This is a genomic window from Rothia sp. (in: high G+C Gram-positive bacteria) (genome assembly GCF_015265375.1).
Classification (GTDB): domain Bacteria; phylum Actinomycetota; class Actinomycetes; order Actinomycetales; family Micrococcaceae; genus Rothia.
Genome location: NZ_JABZXW010000002.1, coordinates 72,840 through 99,549 on the forward strand (window position 1 = coordinate 72,840; position 26,710 = coordinate 99,549).

The 26,710-nt window shown below is 58.3% G+C and carries 15 protein-coding genes; all 15 read right to left on the reverse strand.

Going from position 1 to position 26,710, the window contains the following annotated elements; all coding sequences use genetic code 11:
• Nucleotide 1: 1 nt before the first annotated feature.
• Nucleotides 2-3,904 (reverse strand): DNA-directed RNA polymerase subunit beta', encoded by a 3,903-nt coding sequence (locus HXO69_RS00880; protein ID WP_294627903.1) that lies wholly within the window; start codon nucleotides 3,902-3,904, stop codon nucleotides 2-4.
• A 110-nt stretch (nucleotides 3,905-4,014) separates the two neighbouring features.
• Complete coding sequence (gene rpoB, locus HXO69_RS00885) at nucleotides 4,015-7,521, reverse strand: DNA-directed RNA polymerase subunit beta (protein ID WP_200962785.1); 3,507 nt, start codon at nucleotides 7,519-7,521, stop codon at nucleotides 4,015-4,017.
• A gap of 257 nt (nucleotides 7,522-7,778) precedes the next feature.
• Nucleotides 7,779-9,275: an L-serine ammonia-lyase gene (locus HXO69_RS00890; RefSeq protein WP_296544732.1), complete on the reverse strand. Its 1,497-nt coding sequence runs from the start codon at nucleotides 9,273-9,275 to the stop codon at nucleotides 7,779-7,781.
• A 274-nt stretch (nucleotides 9,276-9,549) separates the two neighbouring features.
• A complete protein-coding gene (gene gcvT, locus HXO69_RS00895; protein ID WP_070831766.1) occupies nucleotides 9,550-10,668 on the reverse strand; it encodes a glycine cleavage system aminomethyltransferase GcvT in 1,119 nt (372 codons plus the stop codon).
• A gap of 173 nt (nucleotides 10,669-10,841) precedes the next feature.
• A complete protein-coding gene (gene gcvP, locus HXO69_RS00900; protein WP_296544734.1) occupies nucleotides 10,842-13,682 on the reverse strand; it encodes an aminomethyl-transferring glycine dehydrogenase in 2,841 nt (946 codons plus the stop codon).
• 285 nt (nucleotides 13,683-13,967) lie between these two features.
• Complete coding sequence (locus HXO69_RS00905; RefSeq protein ID WP_296544735.1) at nucleotides 13,968-15,188, reverse strand: nitrate/nitrite transporter; 1,221 nt, start codon at nucleotides 15,186-15,188, stop codon at nucleotides 13,968-13,970.
• A gap of 30 nt (nucleotides 15,189-15,218) precedes the next feature.
• Nucleotides 15,219-16,052, reverse strand: coding sequence for a respiratory nitrate reductase subunit gamma (gene narI / locus HXO69_RS00910; protein WP_049341119.1), 834 nt, complete (start codon nucleotides 16,050-16,052; stop codon nucleotides 15,219-15,221).
• Nucleotides 16,053-16,078: 26 nt separating this feature from the next.
• Nucleotides 16,079-16,819 (reverse strand): nitrate reductase molybdenum cofactor assembly chaperone, encoded by a 741-nt coding sequence (gene narJ / locus HXO69_RS00915; RefSeq protein WP_005504922.1) that lies wholly within the window; start codon nucleotides 16,817-16,819, stop codon nucleotides 16,079-16,081.
• Between the two features lie 3 nt (nucleotides 16,820-16,822).
• Nucleotides 16,823-18,436, reverse strand: a complete 1,614-nt coding sequence (gene narH, locus HXO69_RS00920) for a nitrate reductase subunit beta (protein WP_005504921.1) — start codon at nucleotides 18,434-18,436, stop codon at nucleotides 16,823-16,825.
• Nucleotides 18,436-22,155, reverse strand: a complete 3,720-nt coding sequence (locus tag HXO69_RS00925) for a nitrate reductase subunit alpha (protein ID WP_296544736.1) — start codon at nucleotides 22,153-22,155, stop codon at nucleotides 18,436-18,438. Before HXO69_RS00925 ends, narH begins: the two co-directional genes overlap by 1 nt.
• Nucleotides 22,156-22,233: 78 nt before the next feature.
• A complete protein-coding gene (locus HXO69_RS00930) occupies nucleotides 22,234-23,427 on the reverse strand; it encodes a ThiF family adenylyltransferase (protein WP_296544738.1) in 1,194 nt (397 codons plus the stop codon).
• Nucleotides 23,428-23,555: 128 nt separating this feature from the next.
• Nucleotides 23,556-24,062, reverse strand: a complete 507-nt coding sequence (locus HXO69_RS00935; RefSeq protein ID WP_005504913.1) for a molybdenum cofactor biosynthesis protein MoaE — start codon at nucleotides 24,060-24,062, stop codon at nucleotides 23,556-23,558.
• Nucleotides 24,052-24,570, reverse strand: a complete 519-nt coding sequence (locus HXO69_RS00940) for a molybdenum cofactor biosynthesis protein B (RefSeq protein WP_296544740.1) — start codon at nucleotides 24,568-24,570, stop codon at nucleotides 24,052-24,054. The genes HXO69_RS00935 and HXO69_RS00940 overlap by 11 nt, the downstream gene beginning before the upstream one ends.
• 55 nt (nucleotides 24,571-24,625) lie before the next feature.
• Nucleotides 24,626-25,126, reverse strand: coding sequence for a cyclic pyranopterin monophosphate synthase MoaC (moaC, locus tag HXO69_RS00945; RefSeq protein WP_044150196.1), 501 nt, complete (start codon nucleotides 25,124-25,126; stop codon nucleotides 24,626-24,628).
• 123 nt (nucleotides 25,127-25,249) lie between these two features.
• Nucleotides 25,250-26,629, reverse strand: a complete 1,380-nt coding sequence (locus HXO69_RS00950) for a molybdopterin molybdotransferase MoeA (RefSeq protein ID WP_296544741.1) — start codon at nucleotides 26,627-26,629, stop codon at nucleotides 25,250-25,252.
• Nucleotides 26,630-26,710 lie beyond the last annotated feature (81 nt).

Genomic DNA, 26,710 nt, shown 5'->3' on the forward strand with positions numbered 1-26,710 from the left:
CTTAGTCCAGACCACGACCGTACTCATCCAGCGAAACAGCCATAAAGCCGCCGTTGCCGTAAGTGTACACCTCGTTATCCATCTGGAATGCGCTCGGGTAACCACCGAAAGTGTCCAGAGCCTGCATACGCTCCGCGGTAGCCTGAGCGCTGGGCTCAACCTCAATATCGTTGTAACGTGCCAGACCGGTACCGGCGGGAACCAGCTTACCGATGATCACGTTCTCCTTCAGGCCGAGCAGCGGGTCAGTCTTCGCCTCCATAGCAGCCTGAGTCAGGACGCGGGTGGTCTCCTGGAAGGAGGCCGCCGACAGCCAGGACTCGGTAGCCAGCGAAGCCTTGGTAATACCCATCATTTCCGGACGGCCAGCTGCGGGCTTCTTACCCTCAACCAGTGCCTTGCGGTTAGCAGTCTGGAAAGCAATGTTATCAACCAGCTCACCAGGCAGCAGATCGGTATCGCCGGACTCAATCACGGTCACGCGACGCAGCATCTGGCGAACAATAACCTCAACATGCTTGTCGTGGATTTCCACACCCTGCGACTTGTACACGCCCTGAACCTCGCTCACCAGGTGCTTCTGAGCCTCACGAGGACCACGAATACGCAGAACCTCCTTCGGATCAACAGAACCGGTAGCCAGCTGATCGCCAACCTGAACGTGATCGCCGTTCTGCAGCTTAGAAGCTGCACGACGCAGAACAGTGTAGGACTGGGGCTCGGAACCATCGTCCGGGGTCACCACAATCTTGTAGGACTTCTCGGTATCCTCAATGGTCACGCGACCGGACACCTCAGAAATCGGGGCAACACCCTTGGGGGTACGAGCCTCGAACAGCTCCTGAATACGGGGCAGACCCTGAGTAATATCGTCAGCCGAAGCCACACCACCGGTGTGGAAGGTACGCATGGTCAGCTGGGTACCGGGCTCACCAATCGACTGAGCCGCAATAATACCAACAGCCTCACCAATGTCCACCAGCACATTCGAAGCCATCGAACGGCCGTAGCACAGTGCACACACACCAATAGCGGACTCACAGGTCAGAACCGAACGGACGCGAACATCCTTCACGCCTGCCTTGAAGAGCTTCTCAATGAGCTCATCAGAGACATCGGAACCAGCAGCAGCCAGAACGTTGCCAGCCTCGTCCTTCACGTCAACCGCAAGGGTACGACCGTGAATCGAAGTCTCGACATCCTGGTGCAGAGCGCCGTCCTCATCAATCAGAGGCAGAACCAGACCGCGGCGAGTGCCACAATCGTGCTCGCGAACGATAACGTCCTGCGAAACGTCCACCAGACGACGAGTCAGGTAACCCGAGTTAGCGGTACGCAGTGCGGTATCCGCCAGGCCCTTACGTGCACCGTGGGTCGCGATGAAGTACTCCAGAACCGACAGGCCCTCACGGTACGAGGACTTAATCGGGCGAGGCATAATCTCACCCTTCGGGTTCGACACCAGACCACGGATACCCGCAATCTGACGGACCTGCATCCAGTTACCACGTGCACCGGAGGTCACCATACGGTAAATGGTGTTCAGACCACCGTGAGAGCTCAAGTTCTCACGCATAGCCTCAGCAACCACGTCGGTAGCCTCGGTCCAAACCTTAATCAGCTCCTGACGACGCTCTTCGTCATCGATGGTACCGATCTCGAAGTCGTCCTGAATTGCAGCAGCCTGCTTCTCGTAGCGTTCCATAATTGCCGGCTTCTCAGCGGGAGTAGCAATATCGGAAACAGCCACGGTCACGCCCGAACGGGAAGCCCAGTAGAAACCGGAGTTCTTCAGGTTGTCCAGGGCACGAGCCACAACATCCATCGGGTAACGCTCAGCCAGATCGTTAATCAGGCTACCCAGGCCCTTCTTATCTGCCACACCGGAGAACCAGGGGTAATCCTTCGGCAGAGCCTGGTTGAACAGAACCTGACCAACGGTGCAGTCCAGCAGCACGGGGTCGCCCGGCTTGTAACCCTCGGGAGCTTCCCAACCCTCAGGAGCAACAAACTGGTCACCATCAAGGCGAATCTTCACCTTGGTGTACAGCTCAATCTCGTGACGATCCATCGCCATCAGAGCCTCAGACACCGAGGAGAATGCGTGACCCTCGTTCTTCTGACCATCGCGAGGAGTAGTCAGGTGGTACAGACCAATGATCATATCCTGCGAAGGAACAGCCACAGGGCGGCCATCCGACGGCTTCAGGATGTTGTTCGAGGACAGCATGAGGATACGAGCCTCAGCCTGAGCCTCGGGAGACAGCGGCAGGTGAACTGCCATCTGGTCACCATCGAAGTCAGCGTTGAACGCGGAGCAAACCAGCGGGTGCAGCTGAATAGCCTTACCCTCAACCAGCTTCGGCTCAAACGCCTGAATACCGAGGCGGTGCAGAGTAGGTGCACGGTTCAGCAAAACCGGGTGCTCAGCAATAACCTCTTCCAGAACGTCCCAAACCTGCGGGCGGAAACGCTCAACCATACGCTTAGCGCTCTTAATGTTCTGAGCGTGGCTCAGCTCCACCAGACGCTTCATAACGAAGGGCTTGAACAGCTCCAGAGCCATCTGCTTGGGCAGACCACACTGGTGCATCTGCAGCTGGGGACCAACCACAATCACGGAACGACCCGAGTAGTCAACACGCTTACCGAGCAGGTTCTGGCGGAAACGACCCTGCTTACCCTTCAGCATGTCAGACAGAGACTTCAGGGGGCGGTTACCGGGGCCGGTCACCGGGCGACCGCGACGACCGTTATCGAAGAGCGAGTCCACAGCTTCCTGCAGCATACGCTTCTCGTTGTTCACGATAATCTCCGGAGCACCCAGCTCCAGCAGACGCTTCAAACGGTTGTTACGGTTAATCACACGACGGTACAGGTCGTTCAGGTCGGAGGTCGCAAAACGGCCACCATCCAGCTGAACCATCGGGCGCAGTTCCGGCGGAATAACCGGAACGACATCCAGGACCATACCCAGCGGAGAGTTGTTAGTGGTCAGGAAGGCGTTAACAACCTTCAGACGCTTCAGAGCGCGGGTCTTCTTCTGACCCTTACCGGTCTGAATAATCTCCTTGAGAGCCTCAGCCTCTGCCTCCAGGTCGAAGGACTCCAGACGCTTCTTAATAGCCTCTGCGCCCATCGCACCCTCAAAGTACAGGCCGTACTTATCAATCATGGAACGGTACAGCGCCTCGTCACCCTCAAGGTCAGCGACCTTCAGGTTCTTGAAGCGGTCCCACACGCGATCCAGGTGCTCAGCCTCACGCTCGTAGCGCTTACGCACCGACGCGAGCTGACGCTCAGCGTTATCGCGCAGCTTACGCTTCTCAGCAGCCTTGCCGCCCTCTGCCTCAATACGAGCCAGCTCAGCCTCAACCTCACGGCTGATAGCGTTCACATCAGCGTTCAGAGCAGCCTCAAGCTCCTGCTTCTCACGGTCGTGAGCAGCCTGCAGCATGGGCAGATCCTCGTGACGAGCCTCCTCGTCAACCTTAGTGATCATGTAGGCAGCGAAGTAAATGACCTTCTCCAGGTCCTTCGGAGCCAGATCCAGCAGGTAACCCAGGCGGGAAGGAACACCCTTGAAGTACCAAATGTGGGTAACAGGAGCAGCCAGCTCAATGTGACCCATACGCTCACGACGTACCTTAGAGCGGGTCACCTCAACACCACAGCGCTCACACACAATGCCCTTGAAGCGCACGCGCTTGTACTTACCGCAGTAGCACTCCCAGTCCTTAGTGGGGCCGAAGATACGCTCGTCGAAGAGGCCGTCCTTCTCGGGCTTCAGGGTACGGTAGTTGATGGTCTCGGGCTTCTTAACCTCACCAAAGGACCAACGACGGATGTCGTCGGCGGTGGCGAGGCCAATTCGCATCAAACCAAGCGAAGATTCGTTGGACATATCGGTCCTAATCTCTTTCTGTAAGTTTCTGAAGACTTGGGTTAGCGGGCGGGAACCCCACAACGCACGCGAGCGCATGCGGGGCTCCCCACCCTAGAAGGAGGCGGTGCTTATGCCTCGTCGACGGAGCTAGGCTCGTCGTGGGTCAGGCTCACGCCCATATCTTCTGCTGCCCGGAAGCCTTCTTCCTCCGAGTCGCTCATCTCAATAATCTTGCCGTCGGTGGAGAGCACCTCGACGTTCAGGCACAGAGACTGCATTTCCTTGATAAGAACCTTGAAGGATTCGGGGATACCCGGCTCAGGGATGTTCTCGCCCTTCACGATAGCCTCGTAAACCTTCACACGGCCCGCCACGTCATCGGACTTGACGGTCAGGATTTCCTGCAGGGTGTATGCGGCGCCGTATGCTTCCAGCGCCCACACTTCCATCTCACCGAAGCGCTGACCACCGAACTGCGCCTTACCACCCAGGGGCTGCTGGGTAATCATCGAGTACGGACCGGTGGAACGAGCGTGAATCTTGTCATCCACCAGGTGGTGCAGCTTCAGGATGTACTGGTAACCAACCGAAATCGGGTCCGGGAACGGCTCACCGGAACGGCCGTCAATCAGACGTGCCTTACCGGAACGGTTGATCAGACGGTCACCATCGCGGTTCGGGTTCGAGTGGTCCATAAGGTCGAACAGTTCGTCCTCGTGGGCACCGTCGAACACCGGGGTTGCCAGGCGGGTCGGGCCGGATTCCTTCGGGAAGTTCGGCATGTGCTTAAGCCACTCGGGCTCGCCCTCAATCTTCCAACCCTGCTTAGCCAGCCAACCGGTGTGGACTTCCAGAACCTGACCAATGTTCATACGACCGGGCACGCCCAGCGGGTTCAGGATGACGTCCACGGGGGTACCGTCTTCCAGGAAGGGCATATCCTCGATCGGCAGGATCTTGGAAATAACACCCTTGTTACCGTGGCGGCCTGCAAGCTTGTCGCCGTCGGTAATCTTACGCTTCTGAGCCACGTACACGCGGACCAGCTGGTTCACGCCCGGGGGCAGATCGTCCTCATCGTTGTTCTCGCGGTCGAAGATACGGATACCGATGACGGTACCGGACTCGCCGTGAGGAACCTTCAGGGAGGTGTCGCGAACCTCGCGAGACTTCTCACCGAAGATTGCGCGCAACAGGCGCTCCTCGGGGGTCAGCTCGGTCTCACCCTTGGGGGTAACCTTACCGACGAGGATGTCGCCAGCCTCAACCTCAGCACCGATGTGGATGATGCCGCGCTCGTCCAGAGCCGAGAGAACATCCTCGGACACGTTCGGAATATCGCGGGTAATCTCCTCGGGGCCCAGCTTGGTGTCGCGGGCGTCAATCTCGTGCTCCTCAATGTGAATCGAGGTCAGCACGTCCTCAGAAACCATGCGCTGGGAGAGGATGATCGCATCCTCGTAGTTCAGGCCTTCCCACGGCATGTACGCCACGAGCAGGTTCTTACCCAGTGCCAGCTCGCCGCCGTCGGTGGAGGGGCCGTCAGCGATAACGTCGCGGTATTCGACGCGCTGGCCTTCCTTCACCACAACGCGCTGGTTGTAGCAGTTACCCGGGTTCGAGCGGGAGAACTTCATGATCGGGTAGGTGGAGACAGAGCCGTCGTCGTTACGGACGATAACGGTCTTAGCGTCCACGGAGGAAACCACACCGGGCTTCTTTGCGAGCACGGAGTCACCGGAGTCCAGTGCTGCGTACTTCTCCATACCGGTACCAACCACGGGAGCCTCGGACTCCAGCAGGGGCACAGCCTGACGCTGCATGTTAGCACCCATCAGTGCTCGGTTAGCGTCGTCGTGCTCCAGGTAAGGAATCAGGGCGGTAGCCACGGACACCATCTGGCGCGGGGAGACGTCCATGTACTGAACGGCACCGGGAGCGACCAGAACAGCTTCGCCAGAACCATCGCCCGCACGGCAGAGAACCTCGTTCTCAGCGAAGGTACGGTCCGGGTTCAGCGGTGCGTTTGCCTGTGCAATAACGACAGACTTCTCGTCGTCAGCGGTCAGGTAGCGGACCTCATCGGTCACGCGGCCGTCAGTCACCACGCGGTAGGGGGTCTCAATGAAACCGAAGGAGTTGATTCGACCGTAGGTTGCCAGCGAACCAATCAGACCAATGTTCGGGCCTTCAGGGGTTTCAATGGGGCACATACGACCGTAGTGCGAGGGGTGCACGTCTCGAACTTCCATGCCTGCACGGTCACGAGACAGACCGCCCGGGCCCAGAGCGGACAGACGACGCTTGTGGGTCAGACCCGCCAGCGGGTTGTTCTGGTCCATGAACTGGGACAGCTGAGAAGTACCGAAGAACTCCTTGATAGCTGCCACGACGGGGCGGATGTTCACCAGGGACTGCGGGGTGATAGCGTCCACGTCCTGGGTGGTCATGCGCTCGCGAACCACGCGCTCCATACGGGACAGACCGGTACGGATCTGGTTCTCAATCAGCTCGCCCACGGTGCGGATACGACGGTTACCGAAGTGGTCGATGTCATCGATATCGATCTTGAGGGAGATTTCCTCGCCGTCACGGACGCCGGGGATGCTGGTCTCGCCTGCGTGCAGAGCGCAGAGGTAACGAATCATCTGAGCGATGTCGTCCTGGCTCAGAACGGAAGCCTCGGGGGAATCCATGGGAACGTCCACACCGAGCTTACGGTTCAGCTTGTAACGGCCGACCTTCGCCAGGTCGTAGCGGCGCGGGGTGAAGTACATGTTGTCCAGCAGAGCCTGGGCAGCTTCAACCGTCGGGGGTTCGCCCGGACGCAGCTTGCGGTAAATGTCCAGCAGAGCCTCGTCGCGGTCCTTGACGGAGTCCTTCTCCAGGGTTGCACGGATGGAGTCGTACTGACCGAACTCAGCCAGAATCTTGGACTCGGTCCAGCCCAGAGCCTTCAGCAGAACGGTCACGGACTGCTTACGCTTACGGTCCAGACGCACGCCAACCTGGTCGCGCTTATCAATCTCCAGCTCGAACCATGCACCGCGGGAAGGAATCACGCGGGCAGAGTAAATGTCCTTATCGGAGGTACGGTCCGGAGCCTTCTCGAAGTAAGCACCGGGGGAACGCACCAGCTGGGAAACGACCACACGCTCAGTACCGTTAATAACGAAGGTACCGGCCTCGGTCATCAGGGGGAAGTCACCCATGAACAGGGTCTGCTGCTTGACCTCGCCGGTAGCGAGGTTCATGAATTCAGCCTTAATGTACAGCGGAGCCGAGTAGGTTGCGTCGCGGTCCTTGCACTCCTCAACAGAGTACTTGGGGTCAGCAAACTCAGGCTCAGAGAAGGAGAGCTGCATAGTCTCCTGGAAGTCACGAATCGGGGAGATTTCTTCAAAAATCTCAGCCAGACCGGACTGAGCGGGGACAGAAGTGTCACCAGCAGCCTGCGCCTTCTCCAGACGCTCCGCCCAGCGCTCGTTACCCACGAGGCGGTCGAAGCTATCGGTCTGGATAGCAAGCAGGTTGGGAACCTTCAGCGGTTCGTTAATCTTCGCGAATGAAATTCGGCGCGAGACGTTCTCTGCGCCGTTAGCGGCGTCATGGTTAGAGGTGCTCGAAGCGACCAAAATGGGGATCCTTCCACAGACATGTCTGTTAGCAATCAGCCTCCCGGCGACATTACCGGCGACACGACAACCTCAGCCCCCGAATAGAACGGTGCTCGAAGCTATAGAGTCGGACGGAAAAACGTCACCTTCAGCCCGTGCCCACCGCTATATGAAGGCACAAAGGTTAGGGAAAGCGTAAATACTAACGATACAGGAAGAAATCCCTTCTGTCTACCACACCCTCATCAGGAGTGCAAACCTGCCACGGCGTGCACCTAGCATTCCACCGCATTCACAGCCAAACCACCCATGGACGTCTCCTTATAGCGGTGAGACATATCCAGACCGGTCTGACGCATCGTCTCAATCACCTGATCCAACGACACACGGTGCGTACCATCACCACGCAACGCCATACGAGCCGCCGTCACAGCATTCGACGCCGCCATCGCATTACGCTCAATACACGGAATCTGCACCAGACCACCCACCGGGTCACAGGTCAGACCCAGGTTGTGCTCCATCGCAATCTCAGCAGCGTTCTCAACCTGCTCGGGAGTACCACCCATCACCTGCGCCAAACCGGCAGCAGCCATCGAAGAGGCACTACCCACCTCACCCTGGCAGCCCACCTCAGCACCAGAAATCGAGGCACGCTTCTTATACAGCACACCCACAGCAGAAGACGCCAAGAAGAAATCAACAACAGCCTGATCACGAGCAGCCTGACCGCAATGGCGAATACCCTGCGTGTAATTCATCGCGTAATGCAGCACCGCAGGAATAATACCCGCAGCACCATTCGTCGGAGCAGTCACCACGCGACCGCCAAAAGCGTTCTCCTCATTGACCGCCAAAGCAATCAGGTTCACCCAGTCAATAGCGAACTCAGGAGACTTCGAGGGGTCCTCCACCATCAAATCGCGGTGCCACGCACCTGCACGGCAACGTACCTTCAGCGGACCAGGCAGATAACCCACACGCGCCAGAGAAGAGCCAATGCACTCCTTCATCACACGGTAGATATGCAGGATGCCGTCACGGACCTCCTGCTCAGAACGCAGAGAACACTCATTCGCCATCTTCAGCTGCGCAATCGACAGTCCAGACTCGTTCGCCATCTCCAACAGCTCAGCGGCCGAACCAAACGGATACGGAGGGTTCATCAGCGAGGCGCCACCGGTCGCCTCCTCATCACCCTCGACGATGAAGCCACCACCAATCGAATAGTAGGTACGCTCTAGCAGCAGCTGCTCACCCGCAAACGCCGCAATCTTCATACCGTTCGTATGGCGCGGCAAAACAGTCAGAGGGCGCAGAGTCATATCCAGCTCACGGTAATTCACCACCGGGCCGTACACCTTCTGCTCCTCACCACCGGGAGCAGTCACACCGTACGCAGAGGACGGGTAACCAGCCAACGGCAACCTACCGTCCACGCTATTACGCTCAATCATCGCCTCAGACTCAGCGATATTGATAGTCTCAGGAACAAAACCGCACAGACCCTTCAACGCCGCGCTCATCGTACCGTGACCGGCACCCGTAGCCGCCAACGAACCATACAAATCAATATGCACGCCCGTCACACGGTCCAGCAGACCCTCGTCAATCAGCTCCGCCACAAAACGGTTCGAAGCGCGCATCGGACCCACCGTGTGCGAACTCGAAGGACCCACACCAATGCTGAACATCTCAAAAACACTGATGTCATACGGCAGAGCCTCTGCCTTCTTCTGGGCGCTACTGGGTGCGCTCTGGTTAATAGCCACGTTCTGTCCTTCAAATAAAAATGCCTGTGCACCGCACCAAAAGATACGCGCCCCTCAACAAAGGAACCACACACCAATCTGCGGTCTATACGTGCGGACAATCACCCTTGACTGGCCGCTCTAATCCTAACGCACTTCAGAACCATCACAAACTAAGGCTCAGAACACTTCCAACATTCCCCCGCCGCTCAGCCCCGCATTACAGCGCTGAAAAGGCGCCGTGCCCACACAGGACACGGCGCCTCTGCCCTACAGATTACCTGCAGAAAAACTCTTACTTCTCACGCTTGTAGAACGGCAGAGCCACAACATCAAACGGAGCACGCTTACCACGGATATCAACATCCACAGTAGAACCAACCTCAGAGAACTCACGGTTCACCAGTGCCATAGCAATCGGGAAGCCCAGAGTCGGGGAAGGAATACCGGAGGTAACCTCACCAATCTCATTACCCTCAGCATCCACCAGCTTAGAACCGGCACGAGCAGGACGCTTCGCCTGAGCCTTCAAACCAACCAGGATACGCTTCGACTCGCTCTTAGCCAGCTCAGTCAGAGCCTCACGACCCACGAAGTTAGCTGCCTTCTTCTCCAGAGCAATCTCAACCAGACGGCCCAGACCGGACTCAAAGGGGGTGATATCCAGACCCAGCTCGTGACCGTACAGCGGCATACCAGCCTCAAGGCGCAGGGAGTCACGAGAAGCCAGACCCGCAGGAATCATGCCGAAAGGCTCACCAGCAGCAGCCAGCTTATCCCACAGCTCAACAGCCTTCTCATTCGGAACGAACAGCTCGAAGCCATCCTCACCGGTGTAACCGGTACGAGCCAGCAGAACATCAACGCCAGCAACAGTCAGCGGAACCGAAGCGTAGTACTTCAGCTCGCGCACAGCCTCTTCATCAGAAACACCAGCAGCCAGCAGAATCTCCTCAGCACGAGGACCCTGAACAGCAACCAGAGAAGTCTGATCCGACTCGTTCACAAACTCAACGTTGAAATCGCCCAGGCGCTCGCTCATCGCAGCGAAGTCAGTGTCAATGTTCGAAGCGTTCGGAACGACCATGAATTCCTCATCGCCCAGACGGTAAGTAATCAGGTCATCAATCACGCCGCCCTTATCGTTGACCAGGATCGAGTACTTCGCCTTACCAACCTTCAGGATGGACATGTTCGACACCAGAGCGTAATCCAGGAACGCACCCGCATCCGGACCGGTCACACGGAACTCACCCATGTGGGACAGGTCGAAAATACCGGCACGGGTACGGACAGCCTCGTGCTCAGCAACGTCATTAGCGTACTTCAGGGGCATATCCCAGCCACCAAAGTCGGTGAAAGAAGCGCCCAGCTTCTCGTGAACCGGGTACAGGGAGGTCTTCTTGGGGGACATTAGGTTCTCCTCACGCACAGCCTTGTGCTGTTATCGTTCAATCGTCGTAGATTTTCATCCGCCCCCACAGACACCAGATACGTTGCGGAGGCGACCCCCACCCGCCCTCAGGAACCTGAGGACGGGTGAGGCAGGTAGACCGCTACAGCCTACCCAGGAGCGTTACAGGCTCCTTATGCTTCCAGGTCGAAAGCCTCCATCGGGGGGCATTCGCACACGAAGTTACGGTCACCGCCGGCGCCATCAATACGACCCACCGAAGTGAAGTACTTGTTAGCGCGCAGGCTCGGAACAGGGAAAGCCGCCTGGGTACGGCTGTAGGGGCGATCCCACTCATCAGCGCTCACCACATCAACGGTGTGCGGTGCATTGCGCAGAACCGAATCCTCCACAGAGACCTTACCCTCAGCCACCTCGATAATCTCGTCGTAGATGGTCTCCATTGCCTCAATGAAGCGGTCCAGCTCTTCCTTCGACTCAGACTCGGTCGGCTCAACCATCAGGGTGCCCGGAACCGGGAACGCCAGAGTCGGAGCGTGGAAGCCGAAGTCCATCAGACGCTTGCAGACGTCCTCAGCAGTCACGTGAGACTGATCGGTCAGCTGACGCAGGTCCAGGATGCACTCGTGAGCGACCAGACCGCCAGGGCCGGTGTACAGCACCGGGTACTTGTCGTTCAGCTTCTTCGCAATGTAGTTAGCGTTCAGAACCGCGTACTGCGAAGAGTCCTTCAGACCCTGAGCACCAGTCATCGCAATGTACATCCAGCTAATCGGCAGAACGCCGGCAGAACCGAAGAACGCCTGCGAAATCGGCAGAGCAGCATCGTTGGGGAGCTTACCCTCAGAATCGGCACGGTATGCGTCACCGGGCAGGAACTTCGCCAGGTGCTCACGAACAGCCAGCGGGCCAACACCGGGGCCGCCACCACCGTGAGGAATGGAGAAGGTCTTGTGCAGGTTCAGGTGCGAAACGTCGCCGCCGAACTTACCCGGCTGAGCGAAGCCCATCTGAGCGTTCAGGTTTGCACCATCCAGGTACACCTGGCCACCCGCCTCGTGAACCAGCTGGCAAACCTCAGCAACCTGCTCCTCAAACACACCGTGAGTGGAGGGGTAGGTAATCATGATGCCGGCAACCTTAGGACCGTACTTCTCGATCTTTACCTTCAGGTCGTCAACATCAATCGAACCGTCAGCAGCAGTTGCCACACCGGCAACCTTCAGACCAGCCAGAGCAGCAGATGCCGCGTTGGTGCCGTGCGCAGACAGCGGAATCAGGACGGTATCGCGCTCGTGGTCGCCGTTAGCCTCGTGGAAGGAACGGATCGCACGCAGACCAGCGTACTCACCGGTCGCACCCGAGTTCGGCTGCAGCGAGATAGCATCGTAACCGGTAATAGCAACCAGCCACTCGCTCAGATCCTTAATCAGCTCGTGCCAGCCCTCAGCCTGATCCTCCGGGACCAGCGGGTGAATGTTCGCGAACTCAGGCCAGGAGATGGGCTCCATCTCAGCAGCTGCGTTCAGCTTCATGGTGCACGAACCCAGCGGAATCATGGTGCGGTCAAGTGCCAGGTCCTTATCGGCGAGGTGACGCAGGTAGCGCATCATCTCGGTCTCGGAGCGGTACTTGTGGAAAATCGGGTGCTGCATGTAGTCATCGGTACGCAGCAACTCAGCGGGCAGATCGTACTGTGCGTCTGCCTCGCCCAGGGTGCCGCCCAGAGCCTCAACCAGGCTCTTCAGCAGCTCCTCACCGTGAGACTCACCCACGGAAATACCGATGCGGTTCTCGTCGAAGCGGCGGATGTTCACGCCAGCTTCCAGAGCCTTCGCAACCAGCTCGTCGGCACGGCCAGCAGCCTCCACCACGACGGTGTCGAAGAAAGTATCGTGAGCGATACCGTAGCCCGCAGACTTCAGCGCGGTAGCAACACGAGCGGCATTAGTGTGCAGGCGGTTCGCGATAGCGCGCAGACCCTCAGGACCGTGGTACATCGCGTAAGCACCAGCAACAATCGCCAGCAGAGCCTGAGCAGTACAAATATTGGAAGTAGCCTTCTCACGGCGAATGTGCTGCTCACGAGTCTGCAGAGCCAGACGGTACGCAGGCTTACCAGCCGAATCCTTAGAAACACCCACCAGACGGCCAGGCATGGTACGCTCCATGCCCTTGTGAACAGCCATGTACGCAGCGTGGGGGCCACCGAAGAAGAAGGGCAGACCGAAACGCTGAGTGTTGCCCACAGCAATGTCTGCACCCAGCTCGCCCGGAGACTTCAGTAGGGTCAGAGCCAACAGGTCAGCGACCACAGTGACCAGGGCGTTACGCTCCTTAGCGGCCTTAATCAGCGGCTCAATATCGCGAATATCGCCTTCATTGCCGGGGTACGCCAGGACGATACCGTACAGGTCGCCCTCGGGCAGACCCTCAGAGAAATCAGTAATGACGAAGGGAATGCCGAGCATCTCTGCACGGCCGCGAGTCACCGAAATAACCTGAGGCAGGCAACGGGAGTCAATAGCAAAGAAGCCGTTCTTCACCTTGCGGTTTGCACGGTACATCATGACAGCTGCTTCAGCCACTGCTGACGCCTCATCCAGCAGGGAGGAGTTTGCAATCTCCAGGCCGGTCAGCTCCATCACGGTGTTCTGGAAGTTCAGCAGAGCCTCCAGACGACCCTGAGAAATCTCAGCCTGGTACGGGGTGTAAGAAGTGTAGAAACCGGGGTTTTCCAGAATGTTACGGCGCAGAACTGCGGGAGTTACTGCATCGTAGTATCCGGCACCAATCATCTGGGCGAGAACCTTATTCTTCGCAGCATAGCCGGCGATCTTTGCCTGAGCCTCATGCTCCGACAGCGGAGCAGGCAACTGCAATTCGCCGTCAAGGCGAATCTGGGAGGGGACGACAGCGTCCATCAGCGCATCCAGGGAAGAGTATCCCAGGGTTTCGAGCATCTGCTCTGCGTCTGCGGAACGGGGGCCGAGATGACGATCAATAAAGGACATAGGATTCTCCTATTGGTCGGCGCAAACCGTAGAGGGGTCACGTCGCGCTATTGCGACGAGTCGAACACTTTAAAGTGTCCCACATCTCCACAAAGTTTCGCTAGCTTTACCAACATTCGACATGCCCAAACATCAAACTCTTCTGCCCCGCCAAAGCCCACCCCTGTCAGACGACAAAACAGCAAAAAGCACAAAGTCCGGCTCGTTCCCTCCGAAGAGAAAACGAGCCGGACTCAGTCAAAGCAAACTTCGCATACATCCTGCAGAAGGATGTACTAGAAGAACCTACTTAGCGTGGTTGGGCTTGCCACCGTGCGGCACGAGGAATGCCGACAGAAAGGCGAGGAACGCGGTCACGGCCAGCAGCATCAGACCGATGAAGTAGTTGTTCTCAGCCTGGTTGTAGGTTGCACCCATCACCAGCGGCGGGAAGAAACCACCCAGAGCGCCAGCAGCAGCAACCACACCGGACACCGCACCAACGTTCTTCGGATCAGCCGCACGAGCCACCCAGCCGAAGACCGAGCCGTGGCCCAGACCCAGAAGAGCAGCCATCAGGATGAAAACAGCACCATACACGTGCTCAGCATCAGGCTGGAACGCGGTAATAACTGCCAGGATCACCACACCACCCAGGGAGATGAGGGTGATAATCTTCGGACCGAACTTATCAGCCAGCACACCACCGAAGGGACGAGCAATCACAGCAGCAACCGCAAAGCCAGCCGCACGCATACCAGCGTCGTTAGCGTTGAAGTTGTAGATGTTGCTCAGGTAAGTAGGCAGGTAGTTCGAGAATGCCACGAACGCACCGAACACAACAGCGTAGAGGAAGCACAGCTGCCAAGTGGTCTTCACCTTGAATGCCTGAACAATCTTCGGCATCAGCGGAGTAACCTCACGGCCGATGGTTGCCGGAGAATCCTTCAAGAAGAAGAAAGAGATAGCAGCGGTTACAGCACAGATAACAGCAATCAGAACGTGAGTCTGGAAGTAACCAATACCCTGCACCAGGCGGGGGGTAGCGAATGCAGAAATTGCAGTACCCACCATGCCGGCACCGAACACACCGGTCGCAAAACCCTTCTTGGAAGCGTCATACCATGCGGAACTGAAGGGAATACCCACAGCGAACACGGTACCCGCAATACCCAGGAAGAACGCCACAACAAGCAGCATGGGCAGCGAGTTCATCTGACCAGCAACACCAACCAGGAAGACCAGGGGTGCGCTAATCGCCAGAACAGCGGTGAACATAATACGACCACCGTAGCGGTCAGTCAGACCACCAACGGGAATACGGCCGATAGCGCCGATGAAAATCGGCATAGCAACCAGAAGGCTGGTCATACCAGCGTCCAGGTGCATCTGCTTTGCGTACATCTTGGCCAGCGGGCCAACAACGGTCCACGCCCAGAAACCAATGGTCGAGGCGAAGGTTGCAAGCAGAACGTTACGGAGCTGACCATTCTTCAGGTCGTAGCTCGGTGCAGCAGGGGTGCTCATATTTCCTCTTTTGCAATATGGATATGTGTATTAGCGGTCGGCGCGCTCACGCGGGAGAGTACCAACCGGATCCCAACCTCGACGTGCACCAACACGCTGGCCGCCACGAGAGCGGTACACGGTGTAGGGGCGGAAGAGGTAGTGCAGAGGCACAGTCAGTGCATGCACCAGGCGGGTAAACGGCCAAATGATGAACAGAACCATAGCCACCACGATGTGAATCTTGAAAGCCACAGGAATATTCACCATCAGAGCCACCTCAGGGTGGAAGTAGAACAGCGAACGGAACCACACAGAAATGGTCTCACGGTAGTTGAAGTGAACCTCGTGACCATTCACCGGAGGCAAACCGCCCGAGGGGTTCACTGCCGAAATCAGAGTAGCCGCAGTACCGGCGAGAATCACCAGAACCAAAACGACATACATGAAAACGTCATTACGAGTGGTAGCCGAACGCACACGAGAGTTCGAAGCGCGGCGACCAATCAGAACGAACATACCAACAATGGTTGCGACCGCAGCGACAGAACCGCCAACCAGCGCCACAATGTGGTAAGTGTCATCCGAAACGACCAGGTCGGTGAATGCCTTAGGCACCAGCAGACCACCAACGTGGCCAAGGAAAACGGCCGCAAGACCGTAATGGAACAGGGGCGAAGCGATGCGCAACAGCTTCGATTCATAGACCTGGGACGAGCGGGTAGTCCATCCGAACTGGTCAGTACGGTAACGCCAAATGGTGCCACCAATCAGAATGACCAGTGCAACATAGGGCAGAACGCCCCACAGCAGGATGTCAACAATACCCGGATCGGCTACAGCCTGTGCAGCATGTCCTGCGTTCTCAGAAGCAAGTACGTACACGTGTTGTCTCCTCACAAGGGATAAAACTAGTTAGAACGAGCCGAAGCCTGCTGGAGCAGCTGATGATCAGCGTAGCCATTCAGGCCAACAGTCTCGACGGGAGGGCCGTAGCCAGCCATCTTCTGGACCTCCTCCTGAGTCTGCGGAGAGACGCCAGGAAGGGTATCGCAGATGCTCTGCAACAACCCGTAGTGGGGCAGATTTCCGTCCTTCATGGACAGACGAAGAAGCTCAAGGGACGGACGGTACGCCTGCAAAGCGGAACGGCCCTTACGGCGATCCACCAACGCACAGAACTCCAGCACCAACGGCAGGTAGTCCGGAAGCTCACCATTCAAAACGGTCAACATACCGGAGTCGCGGTACATCTGCTTGAAACGCAGAAGAGTCTCACCACGGCGGCGGGTATCACCATCGGTCCAGTAGGACAGATGCAGAGAATGACGACGCGAAAGGTCGTACTCCTGCACGTACTCGGACTGCACATCCTCCAGGTCCTTAGAAGTCAGCCACTGTTGAACCGCATCAACGGCAGCAATGAAAGCCTCATCCTGGGTGGAAGCGGTAATCTCCACCAGTTCAGGCAGAACCTTCAGAGTCTCCTCATCGGGGTAGCCCAGGAGCATACCGCTCACCTGGTAAATCACCGAGTCCTTATCCTCGCCGGGACCGTAATCGATATCAAACGGGTTCTCCGGCTGAGCCGGCTCCGAGACAGTAGCCTCGGAACCGGCCTTGCCCATGAGCTTGGAAAAGAATCCAGCCACTTATTACTTCTTTCCGGTGGTATTCGGGAAGAGGCCGTCAGGACGGGAAGAACCATCCCAGCTGAACAAGCTGACCTTGTTGTTAGCCTCGTAGACACCGGTAGACACGGGGGTCGGGCGACCCTCCATGTCGTTGAACGCATCGCCGTACATGCCGGGTCCGCCATCCACGCTCAGGGAGCAGCCCATTTCCTCAAGGTTGTGGGCGTCTTCCATGTGAGCCTTCGGAATGACGTAACGCTCGTTGTACTTAGCGATAGCCATCAGGCGGTACATCTCGTACACCTGCTGACCAGTCATGCCAACTGCCTGAGCAATCTCCTCGTTGCCTTCGCCACCGAGGTTGATGTCACGCATGTACGAACGCATCGCAGCCAGGCGGCGCAGAACGTTAGTAACAACCTCAGTGTCACCAGCGGTGAACAACTCAGCCAGGTACTCAACCGGAATACGGAGAGACTCAATAGCGCCGAACAGGTTGTTGCTGTTCTCTGCATCGTGGCCCTGTTCCTTGAGCAGGTCAACAATCGGAGACAGCGGCGGCACGTACCAAACCATCGGCATGGTGCGGTACTCGGGGTGCAGGGGCAGAGCCACCTTCCACTCCTTCGCCAGCTTGTATACGGGCGACTTCTGAGCTGCAGTAATCCACGCATCGGGGATGTCGTTCTTACGAGCCTGCTCAATCACAGCCGGATCCGAAGGATCAAGCATCAGCGACAGCTGAGCCTCGTAGAGGTCCTTCTCATCCTCAACCGAAGCAGCCTCAGTCACGCGGTCTGCATCGTAGAGGAAGATACCGATGTAGCGCATACGACCAACACAGGTCTCAGCACACACGGTCGGAATACCAGCCTCAATACGGGGGTAGCAGAAGGTACACTTCTCAGCCTTACCCGTCTTGTGGTTGAAGTACACCTTCTTGTAGGGGCAACCGGTGATGCACTGACGCCAACCGCGGCAACGGTCCTGGTCAACCAGAACGATACCGTCCTCAGCGCGCTTGTAGATAGCGCCGGAGGGGCAAGAAGCCATGCAGGAGGGGTTCAAGCAGTGCTCACAAATACGAGGCAGGTAGAACATGAAGGTCTGCTCGAACTCGAACTTAATCTTGTCCTCAGCCTTCTTGCGAACCTTCTCAACCAGCGGGTCCAGGTGACCGTACTCGGTCGCACCAGCCAGGTTGTCGTCCCAGTTCATACCCCACTCGACCTTGGTGTCCTCACCGGTGATGAGGGAGACCGGCTTAGCAGCCGGGAAGTCATCACCCAGAGGAGCACTGGTCAGGTTCTGGTAATCGTAGGTCCAGGGCTCGTAGTAGTCGTTCAGCTCGGGCTGAATCGGGGAAGCGAAGATCGTGAAGAGCTTCTGGAAGCGGTTACCGCTCTTGAGCTCCAAACGACCGCGCTTGTTCAGCACCCAGCCGCCCTTCCACTTCTCCTGATCCTCGTAACGGCGGGGGTAACCCTGACCGGGACGAGTCTCAACGTTGTTGAACCAGACGTACTCGGTACCGGCTCGGTTCGTCCATGCCTGCTTACAGGTCACGGAGCAGGTGTGGCAGCCGATGCACTTATCGAGCGCCATCACCATAGCAACTTGTGCCATAACGCGCATTAGAAAGTTACCTCCTGGGACTTACGGCGACGGATGTACGAGACGATGTCTCGCTGGTTACCGGTCGGTCCAAGATAGTTGAAGGCGAACGCCTGGTGAGCGTAGCCACCAATCATGTGGGTGGGCTTCAGAAGAATACGGGTCACCGAGTTGTGAATACCACCGCGCTTACCGGTGACTTCAGACTTCGGGCTAACCATACGCTCCTGAGCGTGGTGGACGTAGCAGACGCCCTCGGGCATACGGTGCGAAACGACCGCACGACCAACGAAGACACCGTTGTTGTTCACACACTCAATCCACTCGCCATCCTTGACGCCAATCTTCTCAGCGTCCTGCGGGCTCATCCACGCAGTCGGACCACCACGGAACATGCTGAGCATGTAGTGGTTGTCGAAGTACTGCGAGTGAATTGCCCACTTGTTGTGCGGGGTCAGGTAGCGAACAGCAACCGAAACACCATCGGTAGTACCGAGCTCGGGCTCGTTGTACAGGCCGGTCATGTCCAGCGGCGGACGGTAAATCGGCAGAGCCTCGCCCATTTCGTGCATCCAGTCGTGGTCGAGGAAGAAGTGCATACGGCCGGTCAGGGTGTGGAACGGCTTCTTCTTCTCGATGTTGACGGTGAACGGAGCGTAGCGGCGACCGCCGGTCTCCGAACCGGACCACTCGGGGGAGGTCATCACGGGCTGCGGTGCGGCCTGGGTCATGGGGAAGGTGATACGACGTTCCTCGTTACCTTCTGCCAGGTCCATCAGGTGCAGACCGGTCTGCTTCTCGAGCTCCTTGAAGCCCTTGATAGCAACCTCACCGTTGGAGGTACCGGAAATCATGAGGATTGCTTCAGAAATCTTCACGTCGGTATCCAGTGCCGGACGACCTGCGCCCTTACCGGAGTCCATCACGCCGAATTCCTTAGCCATCTTCGCGACTTCGTTCTTCAGGTCGTAAGTAATGAACTTGGTGGTTGCACCGAGCTTGTCGAACAGCGGGCCAACGGTGGTGTACATGTCGTACAGTGCGCCGTAGTCGCGCTCGACGGTAACGAAGTTCGGCATGTTCTTGCCGGGTACGCCCTCCATACCGGGGGTGTTCTTCCAGTCGGGTGCGTGACCGCCGGGCTGAGCAATCTGGCCGGGGGTGTCGTGCAGCAGCGGGACCGAAACGATGTCCTTACGGACGCCGAGGTGCTTCTTAGCCAGGCGGCTGAACTCGTACGCCAGTGCCTTGAAGGTCTCGTGGTCGGTCTTTGCCTCCCACGGCGGGTCAATTGCCGGGGAGAACGCGTGCAGGAACGGGTGCATATCGGTCGAGGAGATATCGTGCTTCTCGTACCAGGTTGCAGTCGGCAGAACGATGTCAGACAGCAGGGTGGTGGAGGTCATACGGAAGTCCGAGGTGACCAGCAGATCCAGCTTGCCCTGAGGTGCCTCATCAACCCACTTCACTTCGTTCGGCAACTTCTCCGAATCGGAGCCCTGGACGTTGTCCATGCTACCGACCAGGTGCTTCAGGAAGTAGCTCTCACCCTTAGCGGAGGAACCGAACAGGTTCGAACGCCACAGGGTCAGGGTACGAGGCCAGTTGACGGGGTTGTCAACGTCCTCAACGGAGAACTCCAGGTCGCCAGAGTTCAGACGCTTCGCAATGTAGTCCGCGTTCGAGGCAGCCTCGCCGCGTGCCACTGCCTGCTCTGCCTTCTCAGCCAGCTCCAGCGAGTTCTCGGGGAACTGCGGGTAGAACGGCATCCAGCCCATGCGCACGGAGCGTGCCACAACGTCAGCAGTGTGAACGTCGCGCAGCTCGCCCTTAGCCAGCGGGGACTGCAGGTAGTCGGTGGAGTATGCATCCTGACGGAACTGGTCAGTGTGCATGTACCAGAAGCCGGTACCGATCATGTGACGCGGCGGGCGGCTCCAGTCCAGAGCGTTCGCAATGTTGGTCAGACCGGTCAGCGGACGTGCCTTCTCCTGGCCCACGTAGTGAGCCCAACCGCCACCGTTACGACCCTGGCAACCGGTCAGGTTCAGCAGGGCGAGGATAGCGCGGTAGGTGGTGTCAGCGTGGTACCACTGGCAGATACCCGCGCCGAAGATAATCATGGAGCGGCCGCCGGAATCCAGGGCGCTCTTGGCGAACTCGCGGGCGACGCGGATAACAGCCTCGGCGGGGACAGAGGTAATCTGCTCCTGCCATGCCGGGGTGTTCTGAACGTTCCAGTCCTCGTAGTCCTTAGCCCAGGTGCCGGGCAGGCCCTCACGGCCCACACCGTACTGTGCCAGCATGATGTCGAAGACGGTGGTGACTTCGTGGCCTTCAACGTAGGCTACGGGCACACCGCGGGTAATGACGTCGCCGTGACCCTTCGGGTTGTCGAAGGTCGGCATCTTGATCTCTGCAGCTGCAGTCTGGCCCTGGGGCAGGTCGCGAATCGACAGAATCGGCTTACGACCCTGCAGGTCCAGGTTCCACTTGCCCTGGTCTTCCTGAGCGTAACGGTGACCCATGGTGCCGTTGGGCACGAAGACCTCACCGGTCTCGCGGTCCATCAGGACGGGCTTGAAGTCAGCGTTAGCCTGCTCAGCCTCGCCTGCGAGCTTAGCTGCGGTCAGGAACTTGGAGGGGACCTTAACGCCGTCTTCACGGGTTTCCAGGGTGACCAGGAAGGGGAGGTCGGTGTAGGTCAGGGCGAAGTCCTCAAAGAACTCGACACGCTGGTCGACGTAGTTCTCCTTGAGGATGACATGGCCCATCGCCATTGCCAGTGCCGCGTCGGTACCTGCCTGTGCGGGCAGCCACTCATCAGCGAACTTGGTGTTGTCGGCGTAGTCGGGGCTCACGGTGACAACCTTGGTACCGCGGTAGCGAACCTCGGAGACCCAGTGAGCGTCCGGGGTACGGGTCAGCGGAACGTTTGCACCCCACATGATGAGGTATGCAGCGTCCCACCAGTCGCCGGACTCGGGAACGTCGGTCTGGTCGCCGAAGACCTGCGGGGAAGCCACGGGGAGGTCAGCGTACCAGTCGTAGAAGCTGGTCATGACGCCGCCGGTCAGCTGGATGTAGCGAACACCCGCGCTGAAGGAAGCCATAGACATTGCCGGAATCGGGGTGAAGCCGGTGTTACGGTCGGGACCGTAGTACTTGATGGTGTGCACGTGAGCAGCAGCCATCAGCTCGAGAGCCTCAGCCCAGGTCGAGCGCACCAGACCACCCTTACCGCGTGCGTTCACGTAGCGTGCACGCTTGGCGGGGTCGGACACGATGGAGTGGAAGGCGTCCACGGGATCGTTGTGGATTGCCTTCGCTTCGCGGTACATCTCCAGCAGAAGACCACGAACGTAGGGGTACTTAACGCGGGTGGGAGAGTAGGTGTACCACGAGAATGCTGCACCGCGGGGGCAGCCGCGGGGCTCGTACTCGGGGCGGTCGGGACCAACCGAGGGGTAGTCGGTTTCTTGTGCTTCCCAGGTGATAATGCCGTCCTTGACGTACACCTTCCAGGAGCAGGAGCCGGTGCAGTTCACGCCGTGGGTAGAGCGAACTTCCTTATCGTGGCTCCAACGGTCGCGGTAGAAGGCGTCACCTTCGCGGCCGCCTTCACGGAAGACGGCGCGGCCGTCTTCAGTCTCATCCCAGCGGGAGAAGAACTTACCGAACTTGATCAGCTGATCGGTAAGGGGGCCATCCGGGCCCTTAATCTGTGATGCTTGTTCCATACTGCCCAATATATCGGAAATTTGGCATAGAAAATACGAGATAAAAACCTTGCCTAATTCATGCGAAATAAGGGTGTTTTAGACCGTAAGCCAGGCGGAAATTCCACCCTCAAGCATGTACACAGAACGCTCCTCCAGAGGCGCTATTTCACGAGCCGCCTCAACCGTTCGGGTGTATCCGGTGCAGTAAATAACGATTTTCTGGGCATTTACGGGGATTTTACGCTCAATCAGGGCTTTGAGAGAGTCATTTCGAGCCGCTTCAAGCAATTCAGTGAGGGGTAGGTTAATGGCACCGTCAATTGCAAAGGCATTGAACTCCACCTGCTCACGGACATCCAAAAGGGCAATATTTTCACCCGATGACATCTTTTTAAGGTCCTGAGCGCTCATCGAGCGGGGCTTCGAGTCGACAGAAGGGCTTGTAAAATCCTGAGAAATATTACGAATTGTTACATGATTTTTGGGCTTATGACTCGTTTCTTGGGGCAAAACAGCGCTTTTCTTAGGTACAGCTTGCACGCTAGCTACAAGAGGTATATATTCCCACCTTCCGCTTAATGCCGAATATAGGCCAACCTCACCCATGAGCGGCTCCCCCACCCCGGTCAGCAGCTTCACCGCCTCCATGGCCATCGCAGCACCCACCACGCCAGCCATAGCACCCACCACGCCAGCAGTACTACACGACGGTACGCTACCGGCAGCAGGAGCATGAGGGTACAAATCCTCGTACACCGGGCCGTGCCCCGCCCAAAACACACTCAGCTGCGCATCAAAACCAAGAATCGCAGCCCACACATGCGCAATCCCAGCACGTGCAGCAGCTGCCGACACCACATAACGCGACTCAAAATTATCGCTACCATCCAGCACCAAATCAGCACCAGACAAAAGCTCATCAACATTCGCCTCCGTCAAACGCTCACGCACCGGCACAACCTCAATAAAAGGATTCAGCGAGCGCAAAGACTCAGCGGCAGACTCAGCCTTAGAATTACCTACCCTGGCGTGCGTATGAATCACCTGGCGGTGCAGATTCGAAGCATCCACGACGTCATCATCAACCACCACAATCTGACCGACCCCGGCACCCGCCAGGTACAGTAGCGCCGGAGCGCCCAAACCACCAGCGCCCAACACCACCACGCGTGCGCCCTTGAGCGCCAGCTGAGCCTCGTAACCCATTTCGGGCAGAATCAGCTGACGAGAGTAGAATGCACGCTCAGCGGCAGAGAGCTCGCCCGTGCCGGTTGAAGGCTGAGAAGACATAGGAATTCCTCGCGTCTAGTAGTAGAGGTGACTTGAGATTTCTGGGATCCAAGCCTCAAGGAGAATAAGCCTGCCCGAGAGAAATCCCCCTGACAGGCTTATATAGAGATATCAGAATATTCAGAAGGCTAAGCGGGCGAAGTATCCACACCAACCCACTCGATGCTTCCATCGAGCAGTTCCTGTTCCTTCCAAATCGGCACACGAGCCTTCACACGGTCGGCAACCAGCTCGCATGCATCAAACGCGCGGCCGCGGTGAGCAGCCGCCGCCATCACGGTCAGAGCAGACTCGCCAATAGCAATCGGGCCCACACGGTGCACAGCCCACAGGCGCACGCCATCGAGCTCAGCAGCAACCTCAGCGGCAACCTCGGCAATATACTCACGAGCCTGCGGATGCGCGCTATAGGACAGCCCACGCACCGCACTACCGTGATCGTGGTTGCGCACAATGCCGTCAAAAATTACCAGGGCACCCATAGCATCGGTCATAACCTCAGCCTTAGCCGCCGCGTACAGCGGTTCCAGGGGCGCCTCCGTAATATCGGTGAACACCACGGTCGAGCCGCTCGGCTCAGCACCGTGCGCACCCGAATGGTCCAGGGATTCTTCGTTCTGCGGCTTAGTGGTCATGGTAGTCCTCCATCTGGCGGCAAATGTGCTCGACGAGCGGGTCGAGGGTTGCCACGCCGTCCTTCACACCGCCGCGCGAACCGGGCAGGGTCATCACGAAGGTACGGTCAATCACGCCCGCCACACCGCGCGAAAGCACGGCTGCAGGAACGTTCTTCAGACCGTTCATCCAGAAAGCGTGCATGATGCCGGGTACTTCCTTATCCAGGTGGGGGCGAACCGCCTCCACGGTCTGGTCGTCAGAGTTCAGACCGGTACCACCGCTGGTCAGGATGAAGGTCGGCAGGTTACCGTTCTTCTTACCTTCGGTCACCAGGGTGTTGAAGTACTCGACAATATCGCGGTCCTCGATGACCACAGCGTCCGGGGTGTCGAAGCCGCGCGAGCGCAACCACTCCACGGCGATGGGACCGGACTTATCCTCGTACACGCCGCGGGCTGCGCGGGTGGAGGCTACAATGACCAGGCCGGTCAGGTTCTCCGGCATGGTGTACTCTTCGCTACTCATTGGAATTCCTTTTCTGCATTTACCAGATGGCGGTGGGGCGGTGTTCCGCCGGGGCTTAGGAGTCCTCGCGGACGGACCAGTCGCCGGACTTGCCGCCGCTCTTCTCCAGAACACGAATATCGGTAATAACGGCGTGCTTATCGACTGCCTTAATCATGTCGAACACGGTCAGTGCCGCCGAGGAGACGGCGGTAAGCGCCTCCATCTCCACACCGGTCACACCTCGGGTCTTCACGGATGCTTCAATACGCACGAAATCAGTGCCGCGCTCGAAATCCACCGTAATCTTGCCCAGGGGCAGCGGGTGGCAGAGAGGAATGATTTCCGGGGTACGCTTAGCACCCATAATGCCGGCGACGCGTGCGACGGGCAGTGCGTCGCCCTTGGGCAGGTCAGCGTCAAAAATCATGGCGATGACGTCTTCGCGGGTGCGCACAGTCGCCTCAGCCAGAGCGGTGCGGGTGGTGACTGACTTCTCCGTAACGTCTACCATGTGTGCCGAGCCATCGGCGCGCACGTGGGTCAGTTCCTGGTTGGGCTGAGAGGTAGAGGTCATCGTTTCTCCTGGCTTCTGCGCGGTGTTCTTCTGCCGCGAATCGTTAGTTAGTGTGAGTCTCAATTATTCCCTGCCGCTATTATTCACTGCTCTAAAGCAAGGAACAATGCGGGGGTGCGTCGCCTAGTTATCGGTGAGGCGGATGCGGTGGTAGGGTACCGCTTCTCCCCCGGTGTAGGTGGTTCCGGGCGCCAGCTCAATGAGCACATCCGCCTGTGCCGCGCGGTGCAGCAGGTGCGAGCCGGAGAGCACGTCGGGGTAGAGCTCCACCCGGTAGGTTCCGGGCTCCACCTCGACCATGGCGAGGGTACCGCGCAGGAACTGGCGCTTGGTCGCCGGTGCGGTGAGCGGGGCGTCGGTGACGAGCACGCCGCGCGGTGCGTTATTCAGCGTTGCTTGTTCGGAGGCAACCGCATAGGGCACACCGTAGGGGCCGCCTGCACGCAGGTAGGGGCGCAGAATCAGCGCGTACGAGATGAGGGTGCTCACCGGGTTGCCGGGGAAGGAAATCATGGGCACGCGGTGGCCCTTGAAATCGAGAACGTTTACACCCTGCGGTCCGCCGGGCTGCTGGCTGACGTGGCCGAACCAGGAGACGGGCACCAGGATGTCGGCTTCGTGTGCCTTGGCGATGGCGTTGCGCACCACTTCGTATTTGCCGTGGCTGATGCCTCCGGAGGTGATGATGATGTCCGGCTTGAAGCTCTCGTATTCTGCCGTGAGGCGGTGCAGCAGCTCGACGGGGTCATCACCAATAGCGATGCGTCGCACCTCCGCTCCGTCTTCTTGGAGCATGGCGGTGAGCATGGGGCCGTTGGCGTCAAAAATCTGGCCCTGAGCGAGTTCCTGAGTGGTGGCGCTTCCGTCTTCTTCAACGCCGGAGAGGATTTCGTCGCCGCCGGTGCACACGAGCACGCGGGGACCCGCCGCGACGGTCAGGCGCGCATAGCCCTGGGAGGCGAGCGCACCAAGCAGGGCGGGGGTGATGCGTTCACCGGCACGTGCGAGGACCTGACCGGTGACGACGTCTTCACCGCGGCGGCGGACGAACTGTCCGGGCTTGCCGGGAGCGAGTTTGACCTTTTCGCTGGGGCGGCCGAAGGATTCGGGTAGGTCGGGGTATTCGATGCGTTCGGACTGTTCGACGGGGATGACGGCATCGTAGCCCTTGGGCATAGGCGCGCCGGTCATGATGGGGTAGGTCAGGTCGTCGGAGGAGCGGGAACGCTGAAGGGGTCGGCCGGCGGGGATTTCACGTCCGACGGTGAAGATGCGGTCTTCGCGTTCGGCAGCTTCGGCGGTGAGGGCGTAACCGTCCATTTGGGAGTTGTCGAAGCTGGGTACGTCCATGCGTGCGGTGACGTCTTGGGCGAGGATGCGTCCTGCCGCGTGGTAGAGGGGAACCGTTTCTGCTGTGCCGATGAAGACTTCGCGCAGCAGTAGCGCCAGGTAGGCGCGGTATTCTTCGGTGCTGGGGGTTCCGTTGAATTCGGGGGAAATCATGTCGGTTCCAATCGTGCGGCGGCGGTTATGACTAGTGTAGGTGTGTGTTTGTGGGCTGGTAAATGGAGCTTGTCCTAAGGC